This is a genomic window from Streptomyces sp. NPDC048424 (assembly GCF_040651555.1).
GTDB lineage: Bacteria > Actinomycetota > Actinomycetes > Streptomycetales > Streptomycetaceae > Streptomyces.
Genome location: NZ_JBEZKE010000014.1, coordinates 98,648 through 116,835 on the forward strand (window position 1 = coordinate 98,648; position 18,188 = coordinate 116,835).

The 18,188-nt window shown below is 74.9% G+C and carries 15 protein-coding genes; 10 read left to right on the top strand and 5 right to left on the bottom strand.

Translation table 11 applies throughout. The features are described 5' to 3' along the window. Positions 1-6: 6 nt before the first annotated feature. From AB0D29_RS21235 to AB0D29_RS21265, 7 genes are read left to right on the top strand one after another with little or no spacing between them, the layout of a single operon-like run. Complete coding sequence (locus AB0D29_RS21235) at positions 7-1,578, top strand: SagB family peptide dehydrogenase (RefSeq protein ID WP_362856161.1); 1,572 nt, start codon at positions 7-9, stop codon at positions 1,576-1,578. Positions 1,579-1,591: 13 nt separating this feature from the next. Further along, on the top strand, positions 1,592-4,381 hold the full coding sequence (locus tag AB0D29_RS21240) for a lantibiotic dehydratase (protein ID WP_362856163.1): 2,790 nt from the start codon (positions 1,592-1,594) through the stop codon (positions 4,379-4,381). Next, complete coding sequence (locus tag AB0D29_RS21245; RefSeq protein ID WP_362856350.1) at positions 4,378-5,484, top strand: lantibiotic dehydratase C-terminal domain-containing protein; 1,107 nt, start codon at positions 4,378-4,380, stop codon at positions 5,482-5,484. Before AB0D29_RS21240 ends, AB0D29_RS21245 begins: the two co-directional genes overlap by 4 nt. Beyond that, a complete protein-coding gene (locus AB0D29_RS21250) occupies positions 5,481-6,605 on the top strand; it encodes a peptidase M50 (protein WP_362856165.1) in 1,125 nt (374 codons plus the stop codon). Before AB0D29_RS21245 ends, AB0D29_RS21250 begins: the two co-directional genes overlap by 4 nt. A 47-nt stretch (positions 6,606-6,652) precedes the next feature. Further along, complete coding sequence (locus tag AB0D29_RS21255) at positions 6,653-7,636, top strand: ABC transporter ATP-binding protein (protein WP_362856167.1); 984 nt, start codon at positions 6,653-6,655, stop codon at positions 7,634-7,636. Next, positions 7,633-8,388, top strand: a complete 756-nt coding sequence (locus tag AB0D29_RS21260) for an ABC transporter permease (RefSeq protein ID WP_362856169.1) — start codon at positions 7,633-7,635, stop codon at positions 8,386-8,388. The genes AB0D29_RS21255 and AB0D29_RS21260 overlap by 4 nt, the downstream gene beginning before the upstream one ends. After that, on the top strand, positions 8,385-10,322 hold the full coding sequence (locus tag AB0D29_RS21265; protein WP_362856171.1) for a TOMM precursor leader peptide-binding protein: 1,938 nt from the start codon (positions 8,385-8,387) through the stop codon (positions 10,320-10,322). Before AB0D29_RS21260 ends, AB0D29_RS21265 begins: the two co-directional genes overlap by 4 nt. A 76-nt stretch (positions 10,323-10,398) precedes the next feature. Here AB0D29_RS21265 and AB0D29_RS21270 read toward each other — a convergent pair whose 3' ends face one another. After that, on the bottom strand, positions 10,399-10,572 hold the full coding sequence (locus AB0D29_RS21270; RefSeq protein ID WP_007268044.1) for a thiazolylpeptide-type bacteriocin: 174 nt from the start codon (positions 10,570-10,572) through the stop codon (positions 10,399-10,401). Between the two features lie 164 nt (positions 10,573-10,736). On the opposite strand from AB0D29_RS21270, the gene AB0D29_RS21275 reads away from it, so the two are divergent. Next, complete coding sequence (locus tag AB0D29_RS21275) at positions 10,737-12,014, top strand: amidohydrolase (protein WP_362856173.1); 1,278 nt, start codon at positions 10,737-10,739, stop codon at positions 12,012-12,014. Here AB0D29_RS21275 and AB0D29_RS21280 read toward each other — a convergent pair. After that, the gene (locus tag AB0D29_RS21280; RefSeq protein ID WP_362856175.1) at positions 12,011-12,367 is read right to left on the bottom strand and encodes a carboxymuconolactone decarboxylase family protein; all 357 of its coding nucleotides are present in this window, start codon (positions 12,365-12,367) and stop codon (positions 12,011-12,013) included. The genes AB0D29_RS21275 and AB0D29_RS21280 overlap by 4 nt on opposite strands. Before the next feature lie 128 nt (positions 12,368-12,495). On the opposite strand from AB0D29_RS21280, the gene AB0D29_RS21285 reads away from it, so the two are divergent. Both AB0D29_RS21285 and AB0D29_RS21290 read left to right on the top strand, forming a co-directional pair. Next, positions 12,496-13,407, top strand: coding sequence for a LysR substrate-binding domain-containing protein (locus tag AB0D29_RS21285; protein ID WP_362856177.1), 912 nt, complete (start codon positions 12,496-12,498; stop codon positions 13,405-13,407). 70 nt (positions 13,408-13,477) lie between these two features. After that, positions 13,478-15,319 carry an SMI1/KNR4 family protein gene (locus tag AB0D29_RS21290; protein WP_362856179.1) on the top strand — a complete coding sequence of 614 codons (1,842 nt, stop codon included), beginning with the start codon at positions 13,478-13,480 and terminating at the stop codon, positions 15,317-15,319. Positions 15,320-15,372: 53 nt separating this feature from the next. Here AB0D29_RS21290 and AB0D29_RS21295 read toward each other — a convergent pair whose 3' ends face one another. Genes AB0D29_RS21295 through AB0D29_RS21305 form a run of 3 tightly spaced genes read right to left on the bottom strand, consistent with a single transcriptional unit; the run spans position 15,373 to position 18,123 of the window. Then, positions 15,373-16,788: a HAMP domain-containing sensor histidine kinase gene (locus AB0D29_RS21295; protein WP_362856181.1), complete on the bottom strand. Its 1,416-nt coding sequence runs from the start codon at positions 16,786-16,788 to the stop codon at positions 15,373-15,375. After that, the gene (locus AB0D29_RS21300; protein ID WP_362856183.1) at positions 16,785-17,507 is read right to left on the bottom strand and encodes a response regulator transcription factor; all 723 of its coding nucleotides are present in this window, start codon (positions 17,505-17,507) and stop codon (positions 16,785-16,787) included. Before AB0D29_RS21300 ends, AB0D29_RS21295 begins: the two co-directional genes overlap by 4 nt. Before the next feature lie 37 nt (positions 17,508-17,544). Next, positions 17,545-18,123 carry a hypothetical protein gene (locus AB0D29_RS21305; RefSeq protein ID WP_362856185.1) on the bottom strand — a complete coding sequence of 193 codons (579 nt, stop codon included), beginning with the start codon at positions 18,121-18,123 and terminating at the stop codon, positions 17,545-17,547. Positions 18,124-18,188 lie beyond the last annotated feature (65 nt).

Below are 18,188 nucleotides of genomic sequence, written 5' to 3' on the forward strand. Positions count from 1 at the left end.
GGACCCATGGGCTACGCCCATGTCTACGCCCACGAGATCATGCACCGCGGCCGGGTCCCGATGGAGCCCGTCGACTTCGTGCCCGACTGGGCCGACCGGCCCCGCAAGGCCAAGTTCCACCCGGACGCCGAGACGCTCCCGTTGCCGACAGCGCAACCGGACGCGGATGCGGTCGCGCGGCGGCCCGCCGCGGGGTTCACCCTGCCGCTGCTGTCCGCGATGCTCCGGGACTCGTACGGGCTGACCGGGCGCCGTCTCGCGGTCCAGGCGAACACCGACCTGGCCGCGCTGCCGCACTACACGCAGGCGAACTGGTCGCGGGGCACGGCATCGGGCGGCGGCCTCTACCCGGTGGGCATCCACTGGGCGGCCGGGCCCGGCGGGCCGCTGACACCGGGGCTCTACCACTACGCGCCCCACCAGCAGGGCCTGCGACGCCTGCTGACGGGCGACGTCACCGGGCAGGTCCGCGAGGCCCTCGGCTCCGGGGCCGGCGCGGCCGCGCAGGCGACGCAGTACCTCGTCCTCAGCGTCAAGTACTGGCAGAACGCCTTCAAGTACAACAGCTTCTCCTTCCACGCCGTGAGCATGGACGTGGGCGCGCTCGTACAGACCTGGCGCCTGTGGGCGGCGCAGTACGGGCTGCGGATCGACCCGGTGCTGTGGTTCGACGAGGAGCGCCTGGCCCGGCTGCTGGGCGTGGCGCCCGAGGAGGAGGGCGTCTTCGCGGTCGTACCGCTCACCTGGGAGGGCGGGGGCGCGCCGGCGGCCGGGGGAAGCGGCCCCACGGCCGACGTCGCCGTCCGCCACCGGGACGTCGAACGCTCCCGCCGGGTTCTCGCGTTCGAGACGCTGCTGCGCATCCACGAGGCCACCGCCGGCCGGGCCGCCGACCGTCCGGAGCCGGGCGCGCTGGACGCGGCCGCCGCCCTTCCGCCCCGGGGCGCCGATCCGCTGCCGCTGCCGCCGCCCCCCGCGCCGCCGGCCGCCACCGGGCGGGCCCTGCGCGAACGCCGCAGCAGCTTCGGCCGGTTCGAGGCCTCCCGGCCGGTCGCGGCCGAGGAGCTCGCCGCCGCGCTGGCCGACTGCGCGGCCACCCGGTACGGCACGGAGGCCGAACGCCCGGACGGCCCCCCGCTCACCTCGCTGTACGCGTTCGTCAACCACGTCGAGGGCATCGCCCCCGGTGCGTACGCCTACGATCCGGCCGCGCACACCCTGCGCCCGGTGAAGCCGGGACCGCCCGGCCCCTTCCTCCAGCGCACCTACTTCCTCTCCAACTACAACCTGGAACAGGCCGGTGCGGTGTTCGTCCCGACGGTCCGCACCACCGCCGTCCTGGACTCCGTGGGCGACCGCGGCTACCGGCTCGTCGGCGGCACCATCGGCGCCGTCGCACAGACCTTCTACACCACTGCCGCGGCCTTCGGACTGGGCGCCGGAGTGGCACTCGGCTTCGACAACATCGCGTACATCGAGGAGCTCGGGCTGACCGGCACCGACGAGGCACCCCTGCTGATCATGCTGCTGGGCCACGAGCGCCCGCGGCCGGCCGACTTCCGTCACGAAATCGCCTGAAGGGAGCGGGACGATGAACACCACCGAGTGGCATGCGGGCGACCGCTTCATGCTGCGGGTCGCGGGGCTGCCGCTGTCCGCGGTCGACGCCCTGCGCGCCGCGGACACCCGCCGCTGGGCCGAGGACGTCCTCGCCGCCGAGGCGGCACTGCGCGAGGGCGCCGCGCGGCTCGGCGACGTGCTCCACGGGGCCGTCGGAGCCACCGACCCGGCACCCGACGGCCCGGGCGCGGCCCGGCGCCGCGCCCTGCTGCGGCTGCGCCGCCAGATCCACAACGACCGGCTGCCGGCCAAGCCGGACGCGTCGACGGAGGCGGCCGTGGAGGCCGTCGCGGCCGTGGACGAGGCTGCCGCCGATCAGTTGGCCGGCTGGCTCCACCGGCGCCGGCTGTTCGACAAGCTGCTGGCCGAGGGACCGCCGCTGCTCACCGCGGACCTGGCCCGCAACCGGACCGCCCTGCGGGAGCTGGTGGCCGACGAACGGCTGCGGCTCGGCCTGCTGCTGGCCTCTCCGGTGCTCGAAGGGCAGCTGGACGGCTACGCGCGCACGGGCGGCGTGCCGACGGGACGGGCCCGCAAGGCCGAGCGGTCGGTGCTGTCGTACGTGTACCGCACGGCCTGCAAGACGAGCCCCTTCAGCACCTTCACCGGGGTGGCCACCGGCCGCTTCACGGACGGTGCCGGAGCCGACGGTGCCGGTGCCGACGGTGCCGACGGCCTGCGGGTGGCCGATGAATGGACCAGCCACGTCCGCCTCAACGTCGTCGTCCTCGCCCGGCTCGCCGAGCTGATCCTGGCCGATCCCGTGCGCCGCCGGGACCTCCCCCTGCGCCTGGCCTCGGGCTGGGGCCACGAGGAGGACCGGATCCGCTACGTGCGGCGCTCGGTCACCGCCGGCGACGACGCGGCCGCCGTCACCTTCGACGCGGTCAAGGACCGGCTGTTCTTCCTGCGCCGCAGCGGCACCCTCGACCGCCTCCTCGGCCTGTTCGCCGAGCGGCCCGAGCTGCGCCACCGGGAGCTGGCCGACTGGCTGGCCGCCGAGCACGCCGCCGACCCCGCGGACTGCGAGGCGTACGTTTCCGCCCTCCTCCAGTTCGGCATGGTGCGCGTGCCCTGCCTCGACACCGAGGTCCACAGCGGGGACCCGCTGCGGTCCTTCCGGCAGTCGCTGGCCTCGCTGGAGCGGCCCTGGGCGGACCGGCTCGCCGCCCTGCTCGAAGCACCCGCCGAGGCCCTGGCCGCCTACCCCGCCGCCGGGCACGCGGAACGGGCCGGGCTGCTGCGGGTGCTGCGCACCGGGCTGCACCGGGCCCAGGAGGAACTCGGCGCACCGGACGCGGCCCTGCCGCAGACCCTGCTGTACGAGGACGTGAGCGCGGGCCGCGAACTGCCCTGCCCGCCCCGGGACTGGGCGGCGCTGCGCTCGGTCGAACGGATCCTGCCCGCCTTCGACCTCACCCTGGCCCAGCGGATCACCTTCGAGGGGTTCTTCACCGCGCGGTACGGAGCCGGCGGCCGCTGCGAGGACCTCCTGGGGCTGGTGCACGACTTCCACGAGGACTTCTTCGACCAGTACCTGTCCTTCACCGCACGGCGCAAGCCGTTCGACGAGAGCGGCGAGTACGTGCCGGAGGAGAACTGGCTCGGCCTGCCGGGCATCCGGGCCCTGGACGCGGCCCGGCGGGCGTTCATCGGCCGGATGCGGCAGGCCTGGTCGGCGTACGAGGGCACGGCCGGGGCCGAGGGAACGGGTCCGGCCGTGCTCCGCCTCGACGAGGCGGACCTGGCGGCGGTCGCGGACGAGCTCGACTCGGTGACACCCGACTTCGCGCCCCGCTGCCACCACCTCCAGCTCGCCCGCGATCCCGCCGACGGGACCCCGCTGACCGTGCTGAACCGCTCGTACGGCGGACTGTCCTTCCCCTTCAGCCGGTTCACGCACGTCTACGACGGGCCGGACGGGCCGGACGGAACGGACGGAACGGACGGCGGCTTCTCGGCCGAACTGCGCGCCACGGCAAGCCGGGTCACCCCGCCGGGCGCGGTCCTGGCCGAGGTCACCGGCGGGCCGGTCACCACCAATCTGAACCTGCACGGGCAGCTGACCGACCACGAGATCGTCTGCCCCGGGGAGAGCGGCACGCTCCCGCCGGAGCGCCGGCTCCACCTCGACGACCTGTACGCCGAGCACGTGCCGCACACCGGGCGGGTGGTGCTGCGTTCGCGGCGCCTGGGCCGCGAGGTGATCCCCGTCTACCTCGGCTATCTGGTGCCGCTCGCACTGCCCGCGATCCCGCGCACCCTCCTGCTGCTGTCCCCGTCGTCGATGTCACCGCTCGACGTGTGGGCCGGCGTGCCGGAGGGCCCGGCGACGCACGACAACGTGACCGCCCGGCCCCGCGTGGTGCACGGCGACGTCGTGCTCAGCCGGCGCAGCTGGACCACCACGGCGGGCGACCTGCCGGTCCAGGGGGCCCAGGAGGCCGGGCACTTCCTCGACTGGCAGCGCTGGCGCCGCGCCCACGGCCTGCCCGAGCAGGTGTTCGCCACCGTCTCGGCCGGCCCCTCGGCCGCCGGGGCCAAGCCGCAGTACGTCGACTTCGCGAGCCTCCTCTCCCTCGCGGCCTTCGAGGCGCTGCTGCGCGAACCCGCGCACCGGGTCGTCTTCCGCGAGATGCTCCCCGACCCCGACGGCCCGCACGCGCACTCGGCGCGCGGCGCCCACGTAGCCGAACTGGCCGTCGAGACGCACACCTTGACCATCAGAGACCAGGAAGGCGGCACGCGATGTCCGAGATGACCCCGTCCACCCCCGGCGCAGGTGCCGAGACCCGCGGCGCCTGGCAGGCCCTGCACATCTTCTACGCCGCCAACCCGCAGCCGCTGCTGGTGCAGTGCGTCCGGCCGCTGATCGCCGGGCTCACCGCCGACGGGCTGCTCGCCGGGCACTTCTTCATCAACTACTGGCTGGAGGGGCCGCACGTACGGCTGCGGCTGCGGCCGGCCACCCCCGGGGCCGGGCCCGAGGTGCGGCGGCGCGCCGAGGAAGCCGTCGCCGCGTTCCTCAAGGCCCGCCCGGCCCTGTACGAGGTCGACTCCGGATTCCTCAACGAGTTCTACAACACGCTGTTCGACATCGAGTTCCCGGAAGGGGACCGGGCCGCGTTCATGGGTCCCGACGGACGGATGAACCTGCGGCCGAACAATTCGTTCTCCCGGGAACCGTACGAGCCCGAATTCGGGAAGTACGGCGGCCCCGCCGGCGTCGAACTCGCCGAATGGCATTTCGCCCGCTCCAGCGATCTGGTCATCGACGCCCTGCACCGCATGAACCTCCATCTGCGGACCGTACTGCTGGGCACCTCCGCCCAGCTGATGATGGTCATGGCGGGAGTCTTCCTGCCGGAGCGCGAGGAACTCACCGGATATCTCGACAGGTATTACGAGTTCTGGCACCAGGCCTTTCCCGGCACCGGGTTCATCGGATCCGAGGAGTACGACCGCAGCTATGAGCAGACCGCGCCCGGGCTCGGCCGCCGCTTCGCCGCCGTGCGCGAGGCGCTCGCCTCCGGGGACACCGGCCGGCTGCCGGCCTTCCTCGCCGGGTGGGCGGAGCACTGCCGCGAGCTGCGCGAGCGCGCCGAGGCGCTCGCCATCGCCGGGGACCTCGTCTTCCGCTCCTGGGACGGAACCCGCGACGAGCAGGTCACGGATCCCGCCGTGGCCCTGCCGCTGCTGCTCTCCCCGTACATGCACATGACCAACAACCGGCTGCACGTGACCATCCGCGACGAGGCGTACCTGGCGCACCTGCTGGGCCGGGTCCTGCGGGAGAGCGACAGCGACGGTGACGGTGAGGGCCGGACCGGCGGCCGGACCGAGGGCGCGGCGGTCGCCCCGTGACCGGCCCCGCACCCGCCCCGGGCCCGGCCGGGCTGCTGGACCACCGGCCCGCCCTGCGGCCGGAGATCCTGCTCTCCGCGCCGCTGCTCGACGGGCCGGCGACCGTCCACCTGGTCAAGGACCCGGTGACCGGGGCCTCGTTCGAGATCGGGCCCAAGGAGTTCTTCCTCGTCTCCCGGTTGGACGGCTCCCGCAGCCTGGCGGAGATCGGCGTCGAGTACGGCCGAACCTTCGGGCGGCGGCTCGGCGAGGGCAACTGGCAACAGCTGCTGGCCCTGCTCGGCACCCGCCGGCTGCTCGCAGGCGGCCCCCCGCCGCCCGCACCCGAGCCGCCCGGCCCACCGCTGCGGGGCACCCTGCTCCGCGGCACGCTGCGCTTGGTCGCGGACGCCGACGCCACCACGGCCCGGCTGCACCGCGCGCTGCGCCCGCTGCTGCACCCGGTGGTGCTGGGCGTCCTGCTGCTCGGCTGCCTGGCCATGGAGGCCGTGCTCGCCGCATCGCTGGGTGAACTCGCCGACGCCTTCGGCTGGTTGCTGCGCCATCCGGTGCCCCTGGCGGCGGTGGCCACCCTCCTGTGGCTGAGCACGGCCCTGCACGAGTTCGCGCACGGAGTCGCGGCCCGGCACGTCGGCGGGACCGTCGGCGAGATCGGGCTCCGCTGGCGGCTGCCCGTCGCCATCATGTACTGCACCGTGGACAACTACCGCTTCCTGGAACGGCGTCGGCACCAGGCGGCGGTCGCCGCCGCGGGCGCCTTCGCCAACCTGCTGTTCCTGCTGCCGTTCTCCGTCTGGTGGGCGGCGCTGCCCGAGGGCGACCCCACCCGCCGGGTGCTCGCCGCGCTCCTGCTCGCCGGCAGCGCGCAGGCGCTCGTCAACCTGATCCCGCTGCCACCGCTGGACGGCTACACGATGCTCGGCCACGGGCTGCGCGTGACACGGCTGGCGCCCGCCAGTTCGGGGTACCTGCGTCTGCGGATGCGCGACCGGGCGGCCGCGGCCGCGTACCCGCCGCGGGCCCGCCGGCTCTACCTCGGATACGGAATCGGCTCCGCCGTGCTCGTCCTGCTGCTGACGGCCGGCCTCACGGGAGCCGTCTGGTACGCCGTCACCACCTGAAGCCACGCACCGCATCAAGCACCCACACACAGAGGGACGCACGACCCATGACAACAGACAGCACCCAGCCGCCCGACTCCCCGGCCATCGCCGTCCAGGACGTACACAAACGCTACGGCGACCGCCGGGCGGTGGACGGGGTGTCCCTCGACGTGCGCCGCGGCGAGTTCTTCGGGCTGCTCGGCCCCAACGGGGCGGGCAAGACCACCCTCATCGAGATCATGGAGGGACTGCGGCAGGCCGACGACGGCACGGTTCGCGTCCTCGGCCGGAGCCCCTGGCCCCGCAACACCGCCCTGCTGCCCCGGATGGGCGTACAGACCCAGGCCTCGGCGTTCTTCGTACGGCAGAGCGCGCGCGAGCACCTCGTCACGGTCGCCGGCCTCTACCGCTGCGACCCGGCGGCCGCGGACCGCACGCTGGCGACCGTCGGGCTCACCGAGCAGCGTGACGTCATGGTGGAGAACCTCTCCGGCGGCCAGCGCCAGCGCCTGGCCATCGCCTCCGCCCTCGTCCACGGCCCGGAGCTGATCTTCCTGGACGAGCCGACGGCCGCCCTCGACCCGCAGGCCCGCCGCGATCTGTGGGAGGTGCTGCGCGCCCTCAAGAGCGAGGGCCGCACGATCGTCTACACGACCCACCACCTCGACGAGGCCGAGGCGTTGTGCGACCGCGTCGCGATCCTCGTCGGCGGGCGGATCGCCGCCCTGGACTCGCCGCACCGGCTGGTCGCCGCGGCCGGCGCCCCGTCGCGGCTGCTGCTGCCCGTGGGCCGGATCGGCGTCGAGGAGGCCGCCGCGCTGCCCGGCGTGGACCGGGCCGTCCTCCAGGGCGGCTCGCTCGTCCTGGAGACCACGGCGCCCGGCAAGGTCCTCCAGGCCGTGGACGCACTCACCGGTCTGGACGGGGTGATGACCCGTACGGCGACGCTGGAGGACGTCTACCTCGAACTCACCGGCGCCGCGACGCACACCGCCCCCCGCATCGGCCCCCAGGCAGGACCCCACACGCAGACGGAGCACCAGGCATGAGCGCATACACGGCCCTGACCGCCGCCGGCTACCGGGCGCAGGTCCGGGACAAGGCCACCCTCTTCTTCACCTTCGCCTTCCCGCTGCTCTTCCTGGTCGTCTTCGGCCTGATCTTCAGCGGGCAGGACGTCGAGGAGACCGGCCGCCCCTACATCTCGTACATCGCCCCCGGCGTGATGTCCTGGGGCGTCGCCAACGCGGCCGTCTTCGGCATCGCGTTCACGCTGATGCAGTGGCGGCGCGACGACCTGCTGCGGCTGATCCGGCTGACGCCGACCCCGCTGACGACCGTCCTCGCCTCGCGCTACGTACTGGCCCTGGGCGTGGGCGTGGTGCAGGCGGCGGTGTTCGTCGCGGTGGCGATGCTCCCCGGCTTCGGACTGGTCCTGGACGGCCGCTGGCCTCTGGTGCTGCCCGCCCTCGTGCTCGGGATCACGGCGTTCCTCGCGATCGGCGTGATCGTCGGGACGTACGCGAACACCCCGGAGGCCGTCGCCGCCATCGCCAACTGCCTGATGGTGCCGATGGCGTTCCTGTCCGGCTCGTTCCTGCCGCTCGACATGATGCCGTCCTGGCTCCAGTCGGTCTCGCGCGTGCTGCCGCTGCGCTACCTCAACGACGCCGCGACGGGCGCGCTCACGGGCACCGGCTCCCTCACCGCCATCTGGACGGGATGGGCGGCGCTGCTCGGCTTCGCCCTCCTCTTCGGCGCGATCGGGCTGAAGACCTTCCGTTGGAGCAACCGGACATGACGAAGACCCCGCTCCGCCCGCTCGCCCCCGACGGCACCCCGCTGGAGGCGGCGCGCCGGGACCTCGCCCGCGCCCTGGAACCGCTCGGCGCCGTCGTGGTGACCCTGGGCGTCCACGACGCCCTGGGGGCGCGCGCCGCCGACCCCTTCGAGGCGGTCCGGCCCGGTGCGAGCGTGCACCTCAGCGCGCGGGAGGTGCTGGTCGGCCCGTGGGGCGGTGACGGCACCGCACCGGCGTGCGGCCAGTGCCTGGCCATGCGCCGCCAGCGGCTGCGCAGCCGCAGCGAGCGCGACGCACTGGAGACGGGCAGCGGACCGGGCACGCCCGCCGGCCCCGAGTGGCCGCGGCTGTCCCCGTACGCGCACGACGCGGTGTACGCCCTGCACGAGGCCGTCCACGGCGGCCGGGTCGGCGCACCGGCCGGCGCGGCCGCCGACCGAACCCTGCCCCAGGTGTCCCGGCTGGACCTGGAGACGCTGCGGATCCGGACGTACCCGCTGGCCGCCGACCCGCTCTGCCCGGACTGCGGCCCGCGGGGCACCGACGCACCGCGGCCCTTCGTGCCCGCGTCCCGGCCCAAACCCGGCCCCGGCGCGCAGCGGCTGCGGGCGGCGTACTCCTACCCGATGCCGTACGCGGCGCTGGCCAATCCGGTGACGGGGGTGCTCGGCGGCGGCACCTGGCTCAACGTCACCTCGCCGACGACCGCGCCCGTCGCGGGGAGCGTCTTCATGCGCGGGTACGCGGGTCTGACGGACGTCACCTGGAGCGGGCAGGCCAACAGCTTCGCCGCCAGCCGTGACCTCGCCTTCCTGGAGGGGCTCGAACGGTACGCCGGCACCCACCGCCGCACCGGGAACACCCTCCTCACCGCCTCCTACGCGGAGCTGGGCGAGCGGGCGCTCGACCCGGCCGAATGCGGGCTCTACGCCGCCGAGACCTACCGCGACGACCCGCTCGTGTCCCCCTTCGACCCGCAGCGGCCGATCCCGTGGGTGTACGGGCACTCGCTGCGCGACGACCGTCCCGTGCTGGTCCCCGCCCGGCTGGTGCACTACAGCGCGGGGCTCGCCGCCGACAACTTCGTCTTCGAGTGCTCCAACGGCTGCGCCATCGGCAGTTGCCCGGAGGAGGCGCTGCTGGGCGCGCTCCTCGAACTCGTCGAACGGGACGCCTTCCTGATCGCCTGGTACGCCGGACTGCCGCTGACCGAGATCGACCTGGCGACGGTGCCGGGGACGGCGGTGCGCACGATGGCCGACCGCGCGGCGCTCCAGGGGTACGACGTGCACGCCTTCGACAACCGCATCGATCTGGCCGTCCCCGTGGTGACCGGGCTCGCGGTACGGCGCGACGGCGGCCCGGGGCTGTTCTCCTTCGGCGCCGGCGCCTCGCTCGATCCGGCGACGGCGGTGGAGGCGGCGCTGTCGGAGGTGCTCACCTACATTCCGCACCTGCCCCGCCAGGTCGAGGAGCGCCGGGCCGAACTGGAGGCAATGGCTGGGGACTTCAGCCGGGTCCGGCACCTGAAGGACCACGCCCAGCTGTACGGGCTGCCCGCGATGGCGGAGCACGTACGGCCCTACCGGGAGCCGGCGGCCGTGCGCGCGATGGACGACGCGTACCGGACCTGGACGGAGCACGGGCGGCCGCGGACCGGGGACCTGCGGGACGATCTGCTGTGCGTCGTCGACGAGTTGGTCCGCGCGGGCCACGACGTGATCGTCGTCGACCAGACCACGCCGGAACAGCGCCGGATCGGGCTGCACACGGTCTGCGCCGTGGTGCCCGGGCTGCTGCCCATCGACTTCGGCTGGTCCCGGCAGCGGGCCCCCCACCTGCCGCGGCTGCGGAGCGCGCCGCGGCGCGCGGGGCTGCGGGCGGCCGACCTCACCGAGGCCGAAGTCCGCAGGCTCCCGCACCCCTTCCCGTAGCTCCCGGACACGGGCGGATGCCCCGGCCCCCGCGCAGGCGAGGACCGGGGCATCCGGGTGTCCGCGGCCCGACGGGTCAGGCGGAGCAGGAGGTGGTGCTGGTGGTCGACGAACAGGTCGAGGTGGAGCTGCAGCTCGTGGAACCGGCGAGCACGACCTCGCTGGCGTCCGAGTAGTCGGAGATCTCGAAGGTCTCCGACTCCAGCTCCAGGATCTCGTCCGCGAGCGAGGCGAGCGGCGACTTCTCCATGATGACTCCTTCGGTGTGGGGGCCGGCACCGGGCTGTGCCGTGCCTGCCCCCATCAGAGCCGGTGCCGCCTGCACCGGACCCGTCGTGCCGCTGACACTCTGCTGACACGAGGTGTCAGCGCCCTGCCGTTCCGCCTCCCGCCGCACTGACCGACCATGTCGGCATGACCGGCCACGCCCCCGCTCCCGTACCCACACCCGCACCGCTCGCCCGGCTGGACGCGCACCTGCGCGACCTGACGGCGTTCTACCTGGAACTGCACCGGGACCCCGAGCTGTCGGGAGCGGAGCGGCGCACGGCGGACCGCTTCGCCGGGCGGCTGGAGTCGGCGGGCTGCGCGACCACGCGCGGCATCGGCGGACACGGCGTCGCCGGGGTGCTGCGCAACGGCGAGGGTCCCACCGTCCTGCTGCGGGCCGAACTCGACGCCCTGCCCGTACGGGAGACGAGCGGGCTGCCGTACGCGGCCGACGGCGAGGCGGCGCACGCCTGCGGGCACGATCTGCACCTGGCCGCGGCGGCGGGCACCGCCGCACTGCTGGCCGAGGCGCCGCAGACCTGGCGCGGCACCCTCGTCGTGGTCGGGCAGCCGGCCGAGGAGACCCTCGAAGGGGCCCGGGCGATGCTGGCCGACGGCCTGTACCGGCGGTGCGGCCGCCCGGACGACGTACTGGCCCAGCACGCCGCGCCGCTCCCTTCCGGGATGGTCGCGCACGGGTACGGGCCCATGACGGCCGGCAGCGTCACCTTCCGGGTGGTCGTGCACGGCCGGGGCGGGCACGCGGGCGCGCCGCACCTCGCCGTGGACCCGGTGGTCGCGGCGGCCCACGTGGTGACCCGGCTCCAGACGGTGGTGGCGCGGGAGGCCGCCCCGGCGGAGCAGGTGGCGGTGACCGTCGGCTCGTTCCGGGCCGGAGACCGGGCCAACGTCATCCCGGACCGCGCCGAACTGGCCCTCACCGTCAGGGCGGTGGGCGAGGCCTCGCTGTCCCGGGCCGCCGCGGCCGTGGAACGGATCGTGCGCGCCGAGTGCGTCGCCGCGGCCTGCCCCCGGGAGCCCGAGATCGTCCGGACCTCCGCCTCCCCGGTCACCCACCCCGATCCGGAGGCCACGGCGGCCCTGCGGGAGGCACACGCGGCCGAGTTCGGGCCGCAGCGGGTGGCGATGTGGCCGCCCTCGCTCGCGACCGAGGACTTCGCCCTGTTCGGCGACGCGGGCCTGGACGTGCACGGAGAACGGGGCATCCGGCTCGGCTACTGGATGCTCGGCACGGTCGGGCCGGCCGCCTGGTCCCGAGCCCCCGGCACGACGGCGGCCGAGAAACTGGCCGCCCTGCCGGCCAACCACGCACCGGACTTCGCCCCCGACGCCCGCACCGCCCTGCCGGCCGGCGTCCGCGCCCTCACCAGCGCGGCGCTGGCCCGCCTCGGCTCGCCCTAGCCGTGGTCGTGGCCCTGCCCCGGGCCGTGCCCGTGCTGCTCGTACAGGCGGTCCGCGAGCAGGGCGTGGGCGAGCGTGCCGCCCGCGCGGACGGAGGCCGTCACGAACGCCGCCTCCGCGAGCTCCTCGGCGGTGACCCCGTGCCGGCGGGCGGCGGCGGTGTGCACGTCCAGGCAGTACGAGCACTGGGTGACGAGCGCGACGGCCACCGATATCAGCTCGCGGTAGCGGCGCGGCACCGCACCGTCCTCCCGGTCCACGGCCTGCTGGAAGGCGAGCCACGCGGCGAACTCCGCCGGGGCGTTGGCGCCCACCGATCGAGCGCGGTGCAGGTCGTCGGGGTGTGCGTACACGGTGGCTCCTGACGTTCGGGGCGACGGGCCCGTCGCCCGGCGCCTGCCACCACCTCACCGCGCAGGCCGGGGCCGCGTCCAAGACCTGTTCCGGCCGCACGGGTTCGGTATCGGTATCGTGGCCGGTCATGGACCTGCGAGCGTTGCGCTGTTTCGTCGCGGTGGCCGAGGAGGGCCACTTCGGGCGGGCCGCCGCACGCCTGCACCTGGCCCAACCGCCGCTCAGCAGACGGATCCGGGAGCTGGAGGCCGACCTCGGGTGCCGGCTGTTCGACCGGATCCCCACCGGGGCGCGGCTCACCCCGGCCGGCGAGGTGCTGCTCGCCGAGGCGCGGGACCTGCTGGAGCGAGCCGAACGCGCCCGCGAGCGGGTCCGCGCCGCGGAGGCCGCACGGGTCCTCGTACTCGGGGTGGTCGCGGGCGCCGGCCTGGAGGCCGGACCGCCGGCGCTGGCCGCGCTGCGGCGGGAGCGTCCCGGGCTACGGGTCCGGCTGCGCGAGGCGCCCGTCACCGACCCCTCGGCCGGGCTGCGCGAAGGCCTGGTGGACGTGGCGCTGACCCGGCTGCCCTTCGACACCACGGGGCTGACGGTGTGCCCGCTCGGTGAGGAGCCGGTGGTGGCGGCCGTTCCCGCGGCGGATCCGCTGGCGGGCCGCGAACGGGTGCGGGTGGCGGAGCTGGCCGGCAGGCCGCGCTTCCGCCTCCCGCCGGACACCGACGCCCGGTGGCGCGCCTACTGGTTCGCCGCCGCCGAGGACGATGCGCACGGGCCGGTGGTGGCCACCGTGGAGGAGTGCCTGCACGCCGTCCTGTGGGAGGGAGCCGTCGGGCTCCTGCCCGCCGGGGCGGCCCTGCGGCACGCCCGCCCCGGGATCGCCTTCGTACCGGTGGCCGGCCACCCGCCGAGCCGGGTCGTCACCGCCCGGCGCGCGGCCGTTCCCGACCCGTCGGCCGACGCCCTCGCGGACGCCCTCCACGCCGCCGCGGCGCGGTTGTGGCCGCGGCAGCCCGCCGGGGCGGCCGCCTCGTCGGTGTCGTGACGGGCTGGGCGGGCAGGGCAGGCCGGGCGGGCCGGGGCCGTTGTCAGTGGGGGCTGCCACCCTTGCGATCATGATGCGATTCGAGTGGCGCCCCTTCCTCGAGAGGTGGAGCGGGGAATGGGCCGACGCGTACGACCCGGAGCACGACGGACTGCCGGGCGCGGAGGAGCGGCGTGCGGCCCGGTGGCTGGGCCGTGAGCCGGCGGACGAGGCCCGGATCGCCGCGGCCGAGACCCGGCTCGGCAGCACCCTTCCCCCGTCGCTGCGGTCCTTCCTCGCGGTCACCGACGGATGGCACCACGCGGGCCACTTCGTCTGGCGGCTCGCCGGTTGCGAGGACCTCCGCTGGTGCGGCGACCCGCACGACATGCGGGGGATATGGCTGGACGGCGCCGGGGACGACGCCGACGAGGACCTGGTCCGCCAAGCGGGCCTGTGGTCCCGCTCGCTCCAACTCGCCGCCGAGTCCGACATGGTCGACGTCCTGCTGGACCCGGAGGACGTGGACGAGCGGGGCGAGTGGGCCGTGTACACCTGGGCGCCCTGGCGCGGGAGCCCACCGGAACGGTTTCCGTCCTTCCGCCACTTCATGGAGGACGCGTACCGGGAGTTCCACGCCATGGCATCGGACCGGCCGGCCTTCGTGAACGAGACCACCACGGCCCTGGACGACCGCGTCGAGCAGGCGCGGTCGGCCGCCCTGCGCGGCGGGTGGGAAGCGGCCGAGGAAGCCCTGTCCGAGGCCCGCGCGTTCGGCCGGCCGGGGGCGGCGCGCCTTCTGGAACAGATCGGCGTCCTGTGCGGCATAGCCAGTGGAGCCGAGGCGGGGGCCTCGCTCGCCGACCCGTACGTCGCCCACGAAGCGGTGCCGCTGACCTGCCGGGCGGAACCCCCGTACGGCACGGACCAGGAGGAATCGCTGACGCGCCGGTATCCCGAGGAGGACCGGCCCGCCGTGGCCGCGACCCTGCGGGCGATCCGTGAGGCGACGTTCCGGTACCGGACGGACGGAGCCTTCGGGGAGGCCGTGGAGACGGCACGCACGCTGGCCCGGCGGGCGGAGCCGGAGGCGGCCTGGTCGGTGCTGGCCGCCGCGCTGCCCGCGTGGACGCCCCGCTGCGCCGACCACATCGCCCCCGTGGGCCTGCTCGCGGACCCGTACCTGGGTCCGGTCCTCACCCCGGCGCGCGGCCGCGTCCTGCTGGCCACCCCACGCGGCCCCGGCGCCGCGAAGTCCGCCCCGCCGGCCACCGGGTCCGCTCCCGCGGACGGTCTGGGCTGGCTCGCGGAGGAAACCCACAGCGGGTTCCGGATGGTGCTGATCGCCGGCGTGGAGCCGTCCGAGATGCCGCGCCGGCTGGCCGCCGGCGGGGCGACCGTCCGCCCGGCGCTGACGCCGTGGGACGCATGGCAGGCGCACCCGGGCGCAGAGCCGTGGGAGGACCGGACGGTGGCCCGGTTCGGCGCGGCGGGCGACGGCTGGGCCTTCGCCCACTCCGGCCGGGGCATCGACGCCGCCACCCAGGAGCGTTTCGCGTCACCGGCCACGGAGGCCTCCCACGGGACCCGGGCCCTGACGCTGACGTACGAACCGCAGCGCGGCCCCGATTCCCCCGCGGCCTTCCACTTCTCCTGTGCGGAGAACGGAGAACAGCGCTACGGGCTGACGGCCCGGGGCGGGACGCGGACGACGATGGGGGAGATACCCGCGGAGCTCGCACCCGCCGGCCTCTTCGCGGGGCGCACCTTTCCCGACGGGCTCCGTGCGGCGCTCGACGCGATCGCCGCGCACTTCGGTGTCACGGTGTCACGGGAGGCCGTGTGCCACGGCCGCCTGGACGGCTTCGAGACCCGCAGCTGGCTCCGCGAGCCGCACTCCGGCGAGGGCTATGCCTACTGGGCGCGCTCCTGACCCGCCGGCTGCCCGCCGTCCCGCCGTCCCGCCGGCGCGGGCCGGCTCCGGTCTCAGGGCCGGGGCCGGCGGGTGGCCCGCCAGGTCGGCCGTCGCCGGGAGAGGCGGGGGCCACGGCCCGTCGGCGACGGCGTGGCCAGTGCGAACGTCACCGTGATGTGCGCGCCCCCCAGGGGGCCGCGGGAGATGCGCATCGAGCCGCCCGTGGCCGTCGCCGCCCGTTGCGCGATGTCGAGCCCCAGCCCGGTGGAACCGGTGCTGCTCCCACGGGACAGGGCCCGCTCCGGATCCGGGATGCCCGGCCCGCCGTCCTCCACGACCAGCTCCACCGCGTGGGCCGTGCGCACGACGTGGACGCCGAACGGGGTCCCGGACGGGGTGTGCCGGAAGACGTTGCCGATGAGCGCGTCCACCACGGCGGCCACGTCGTCCTCGGAGAGGCCCACGCCGGTGGGTTCCTGGGTGAGGTCGAGGCAACAGGGCCGCTGCTGCTGCTCCGCCAGGACCGCCCAGAAGGCGGTGCGGCGGCGCACCACGTCGGCCGCCTCGCAGCGGGGCTCGGACGCTCCCTTGCCGGCGGCGCGGTCGCCCGCGAGGGGTTCGGCGCCGAGCATGCCCTGGCCCATGGGTCCGACGGCCAGCGGGGTGCGGGCCGTGGCGATGATGGCCTGGAGCTCCGTCTCCAGTTCGCCGACGGCGGCCTCGACCCTGGCCGATTCCGGTGTGCCGGCCATCCGTTCCGAGGCCAGGTGCAGGGCGGTCAGCGGAGTGCGCAGCCGGTGGGACAGGTCGGCGACGAGTTCACGTTCCACGGCGAGCAGTTCGGTCATCCGGTGCGCCATCGCGTTGAAGGCCACGCCCGCCTCGCGCAGTTCCTTGGGGCCCATCGGGTCCACGCGGGTGTCCAGATCGCCCTGGCCGAGTGCGCGCGAGGCCTGCGCGAGCCGCTTCGAGGACCTGACGACCTTCGCGCCGAGGCGGTCGGCGACCAGCACGGATCCGCCGATCAGTCCCACGGCCAGGAAGAGCATGACCGCCCAGGACTCCTTGACCCCGCGGGTCAGTTCCGCCTCGGGAACGAAGTTCTCGATGACGGCGACCTGCTCGCCGGGGAGCACCACCGGCTGCAGGCAGATCCAGCCGTGCGGAACCTCCTGCGAGATGGACTCGCGTCCCCGCTGGGCCCGTTCGAGCAGGGACGCCGGCGCCTTGGAACTGCCGAGGGGCCCGGTGCCCGGCAGATGGACGACCAGGTGCTCGGCCGCGTCCAGGCTCGCGGCGGACTCCCGCAGGGCCGCCGGGTCCGTGGTCAGCGCGAGGACGGGCGCCAGGGCGGCGGCCCGCTGCTCGGCCGCGGTCACGCCCTGCTCCTTGACCAGCGACATCACCAGGGCGGCCAGCGGTATGAGGAAGGAGAGGGCGACCATGGAGGTCACGGCGAGCGCCACTCCGGCAAGTGAGCGTCTCAACGCGGGGCCACCAGTTTGATGCCGACGCCGCGGACGGTCAGCAGGTAGCGCGGGGCCGCCGCCCGTTCGCCCAGCTTGCGGCGCAGGGACGACAGGTGCACGTCGACGGTCTGGTCGTCCACGTACGGCTCGCGCCACACCTCGGTCAGCAGGCGGCGCTTGGAGACGACCTGTCCCGTGTGCTGGGCGAGGAACGCCAGGAGGTCGAACTCCCGCCGGGTGAGGCGGAGCTCCCGGCCGGCCAGGTACGCGGTGCGCGCGCCCGGGTCCACCGCCAGTTCGCCCACGGTGGTGGGGCGCAGCGGTTCGGCGGCCGGCGCCACCGGTGCGCCCGCCGGGGCACCGGCCGGCGCGACGTGGCTCGTGCGCCGCAGGACGGCGGAGAGGCGTGCGACGAGCTGCCCGCCGGAGAACGGTTTGACCAGGTAGTCGTCGGCGCCCGCGTTGAGGAGCTTGATGATCTCCGTCTCGTCGTCGCGGGCGGTGGCGACCAGCACGGGTACGGAGGATATGCCGCGGATCATCCGCAATGCGTCCCCTCCGTCCAGATCGGGCAGTCCCAGGTCGAGCACCACCGCGTCGACGGGCGACTGCGTGACCTCGCGCAGGGCGCCGAACCCGTCGCCCGCGCTGCGCACGGCATACCCGTGCTCCGCCAGTACCTCGATGAGTGACTGGCGGATGCTGGGGTCGTCTTCGACGACCAGGACGCTCGGCATGCGCACACCTTAGGGGCTCGGCCGGGGAAGACGGACCCTAAGGGGTGTCGAAGGCCGGGCCGTCGCCGGTGACGCGCAGGCGCACGGGGCGGTCGGAGACCGGGATGGTGCAGCCGTCCTGGGAGCTGCAGCTCGCGTAGCCGAGCAGCAGGGTCGCGTCCCCGTTCCCGTCGGCGCTGACCGGGAGCGTGGTGGTGACGGGCCCGTCGGGGTAGACGGGGACCGGGGCGTCGACACCGGGCACGCTGATGGACCGTACGCCCTCGGCAGCCGTCAGCCTGCCCTCCGCCTTGAGGACTCCGGACACGGTCATCGCGGTGGGCCGGCCCACGTCCTCGATGCCGGTGGTCGGCAGGTCGATGCTGTAGAGGTGGAACCCCTTGCGCTCGGGCGTGAAGACCGCGGTGACGGTGCCCTTCGAGGCGCGCCAGTCGGACACGGAGAGGGTGACGGTGACCCCGTTCTCGGTGAAGCGCGTCGTGGGTGCGGCGGTCCCGGTCCCGGCGTCGGAGCCCTTGGCGGGCTGCTGGCCGCAGGCCGCGAGCGCGGCCAGGGAGACGAGGGCGGCCGCGATGCGGACCTTCCGGGAACGGCCGGCATATACGGAAAGGTTCATGGGTGTCCCTGCACTTCTGTGTGTCACGTATCACGGGATCGAATCGGTCTTCGCGGCGAACGGCG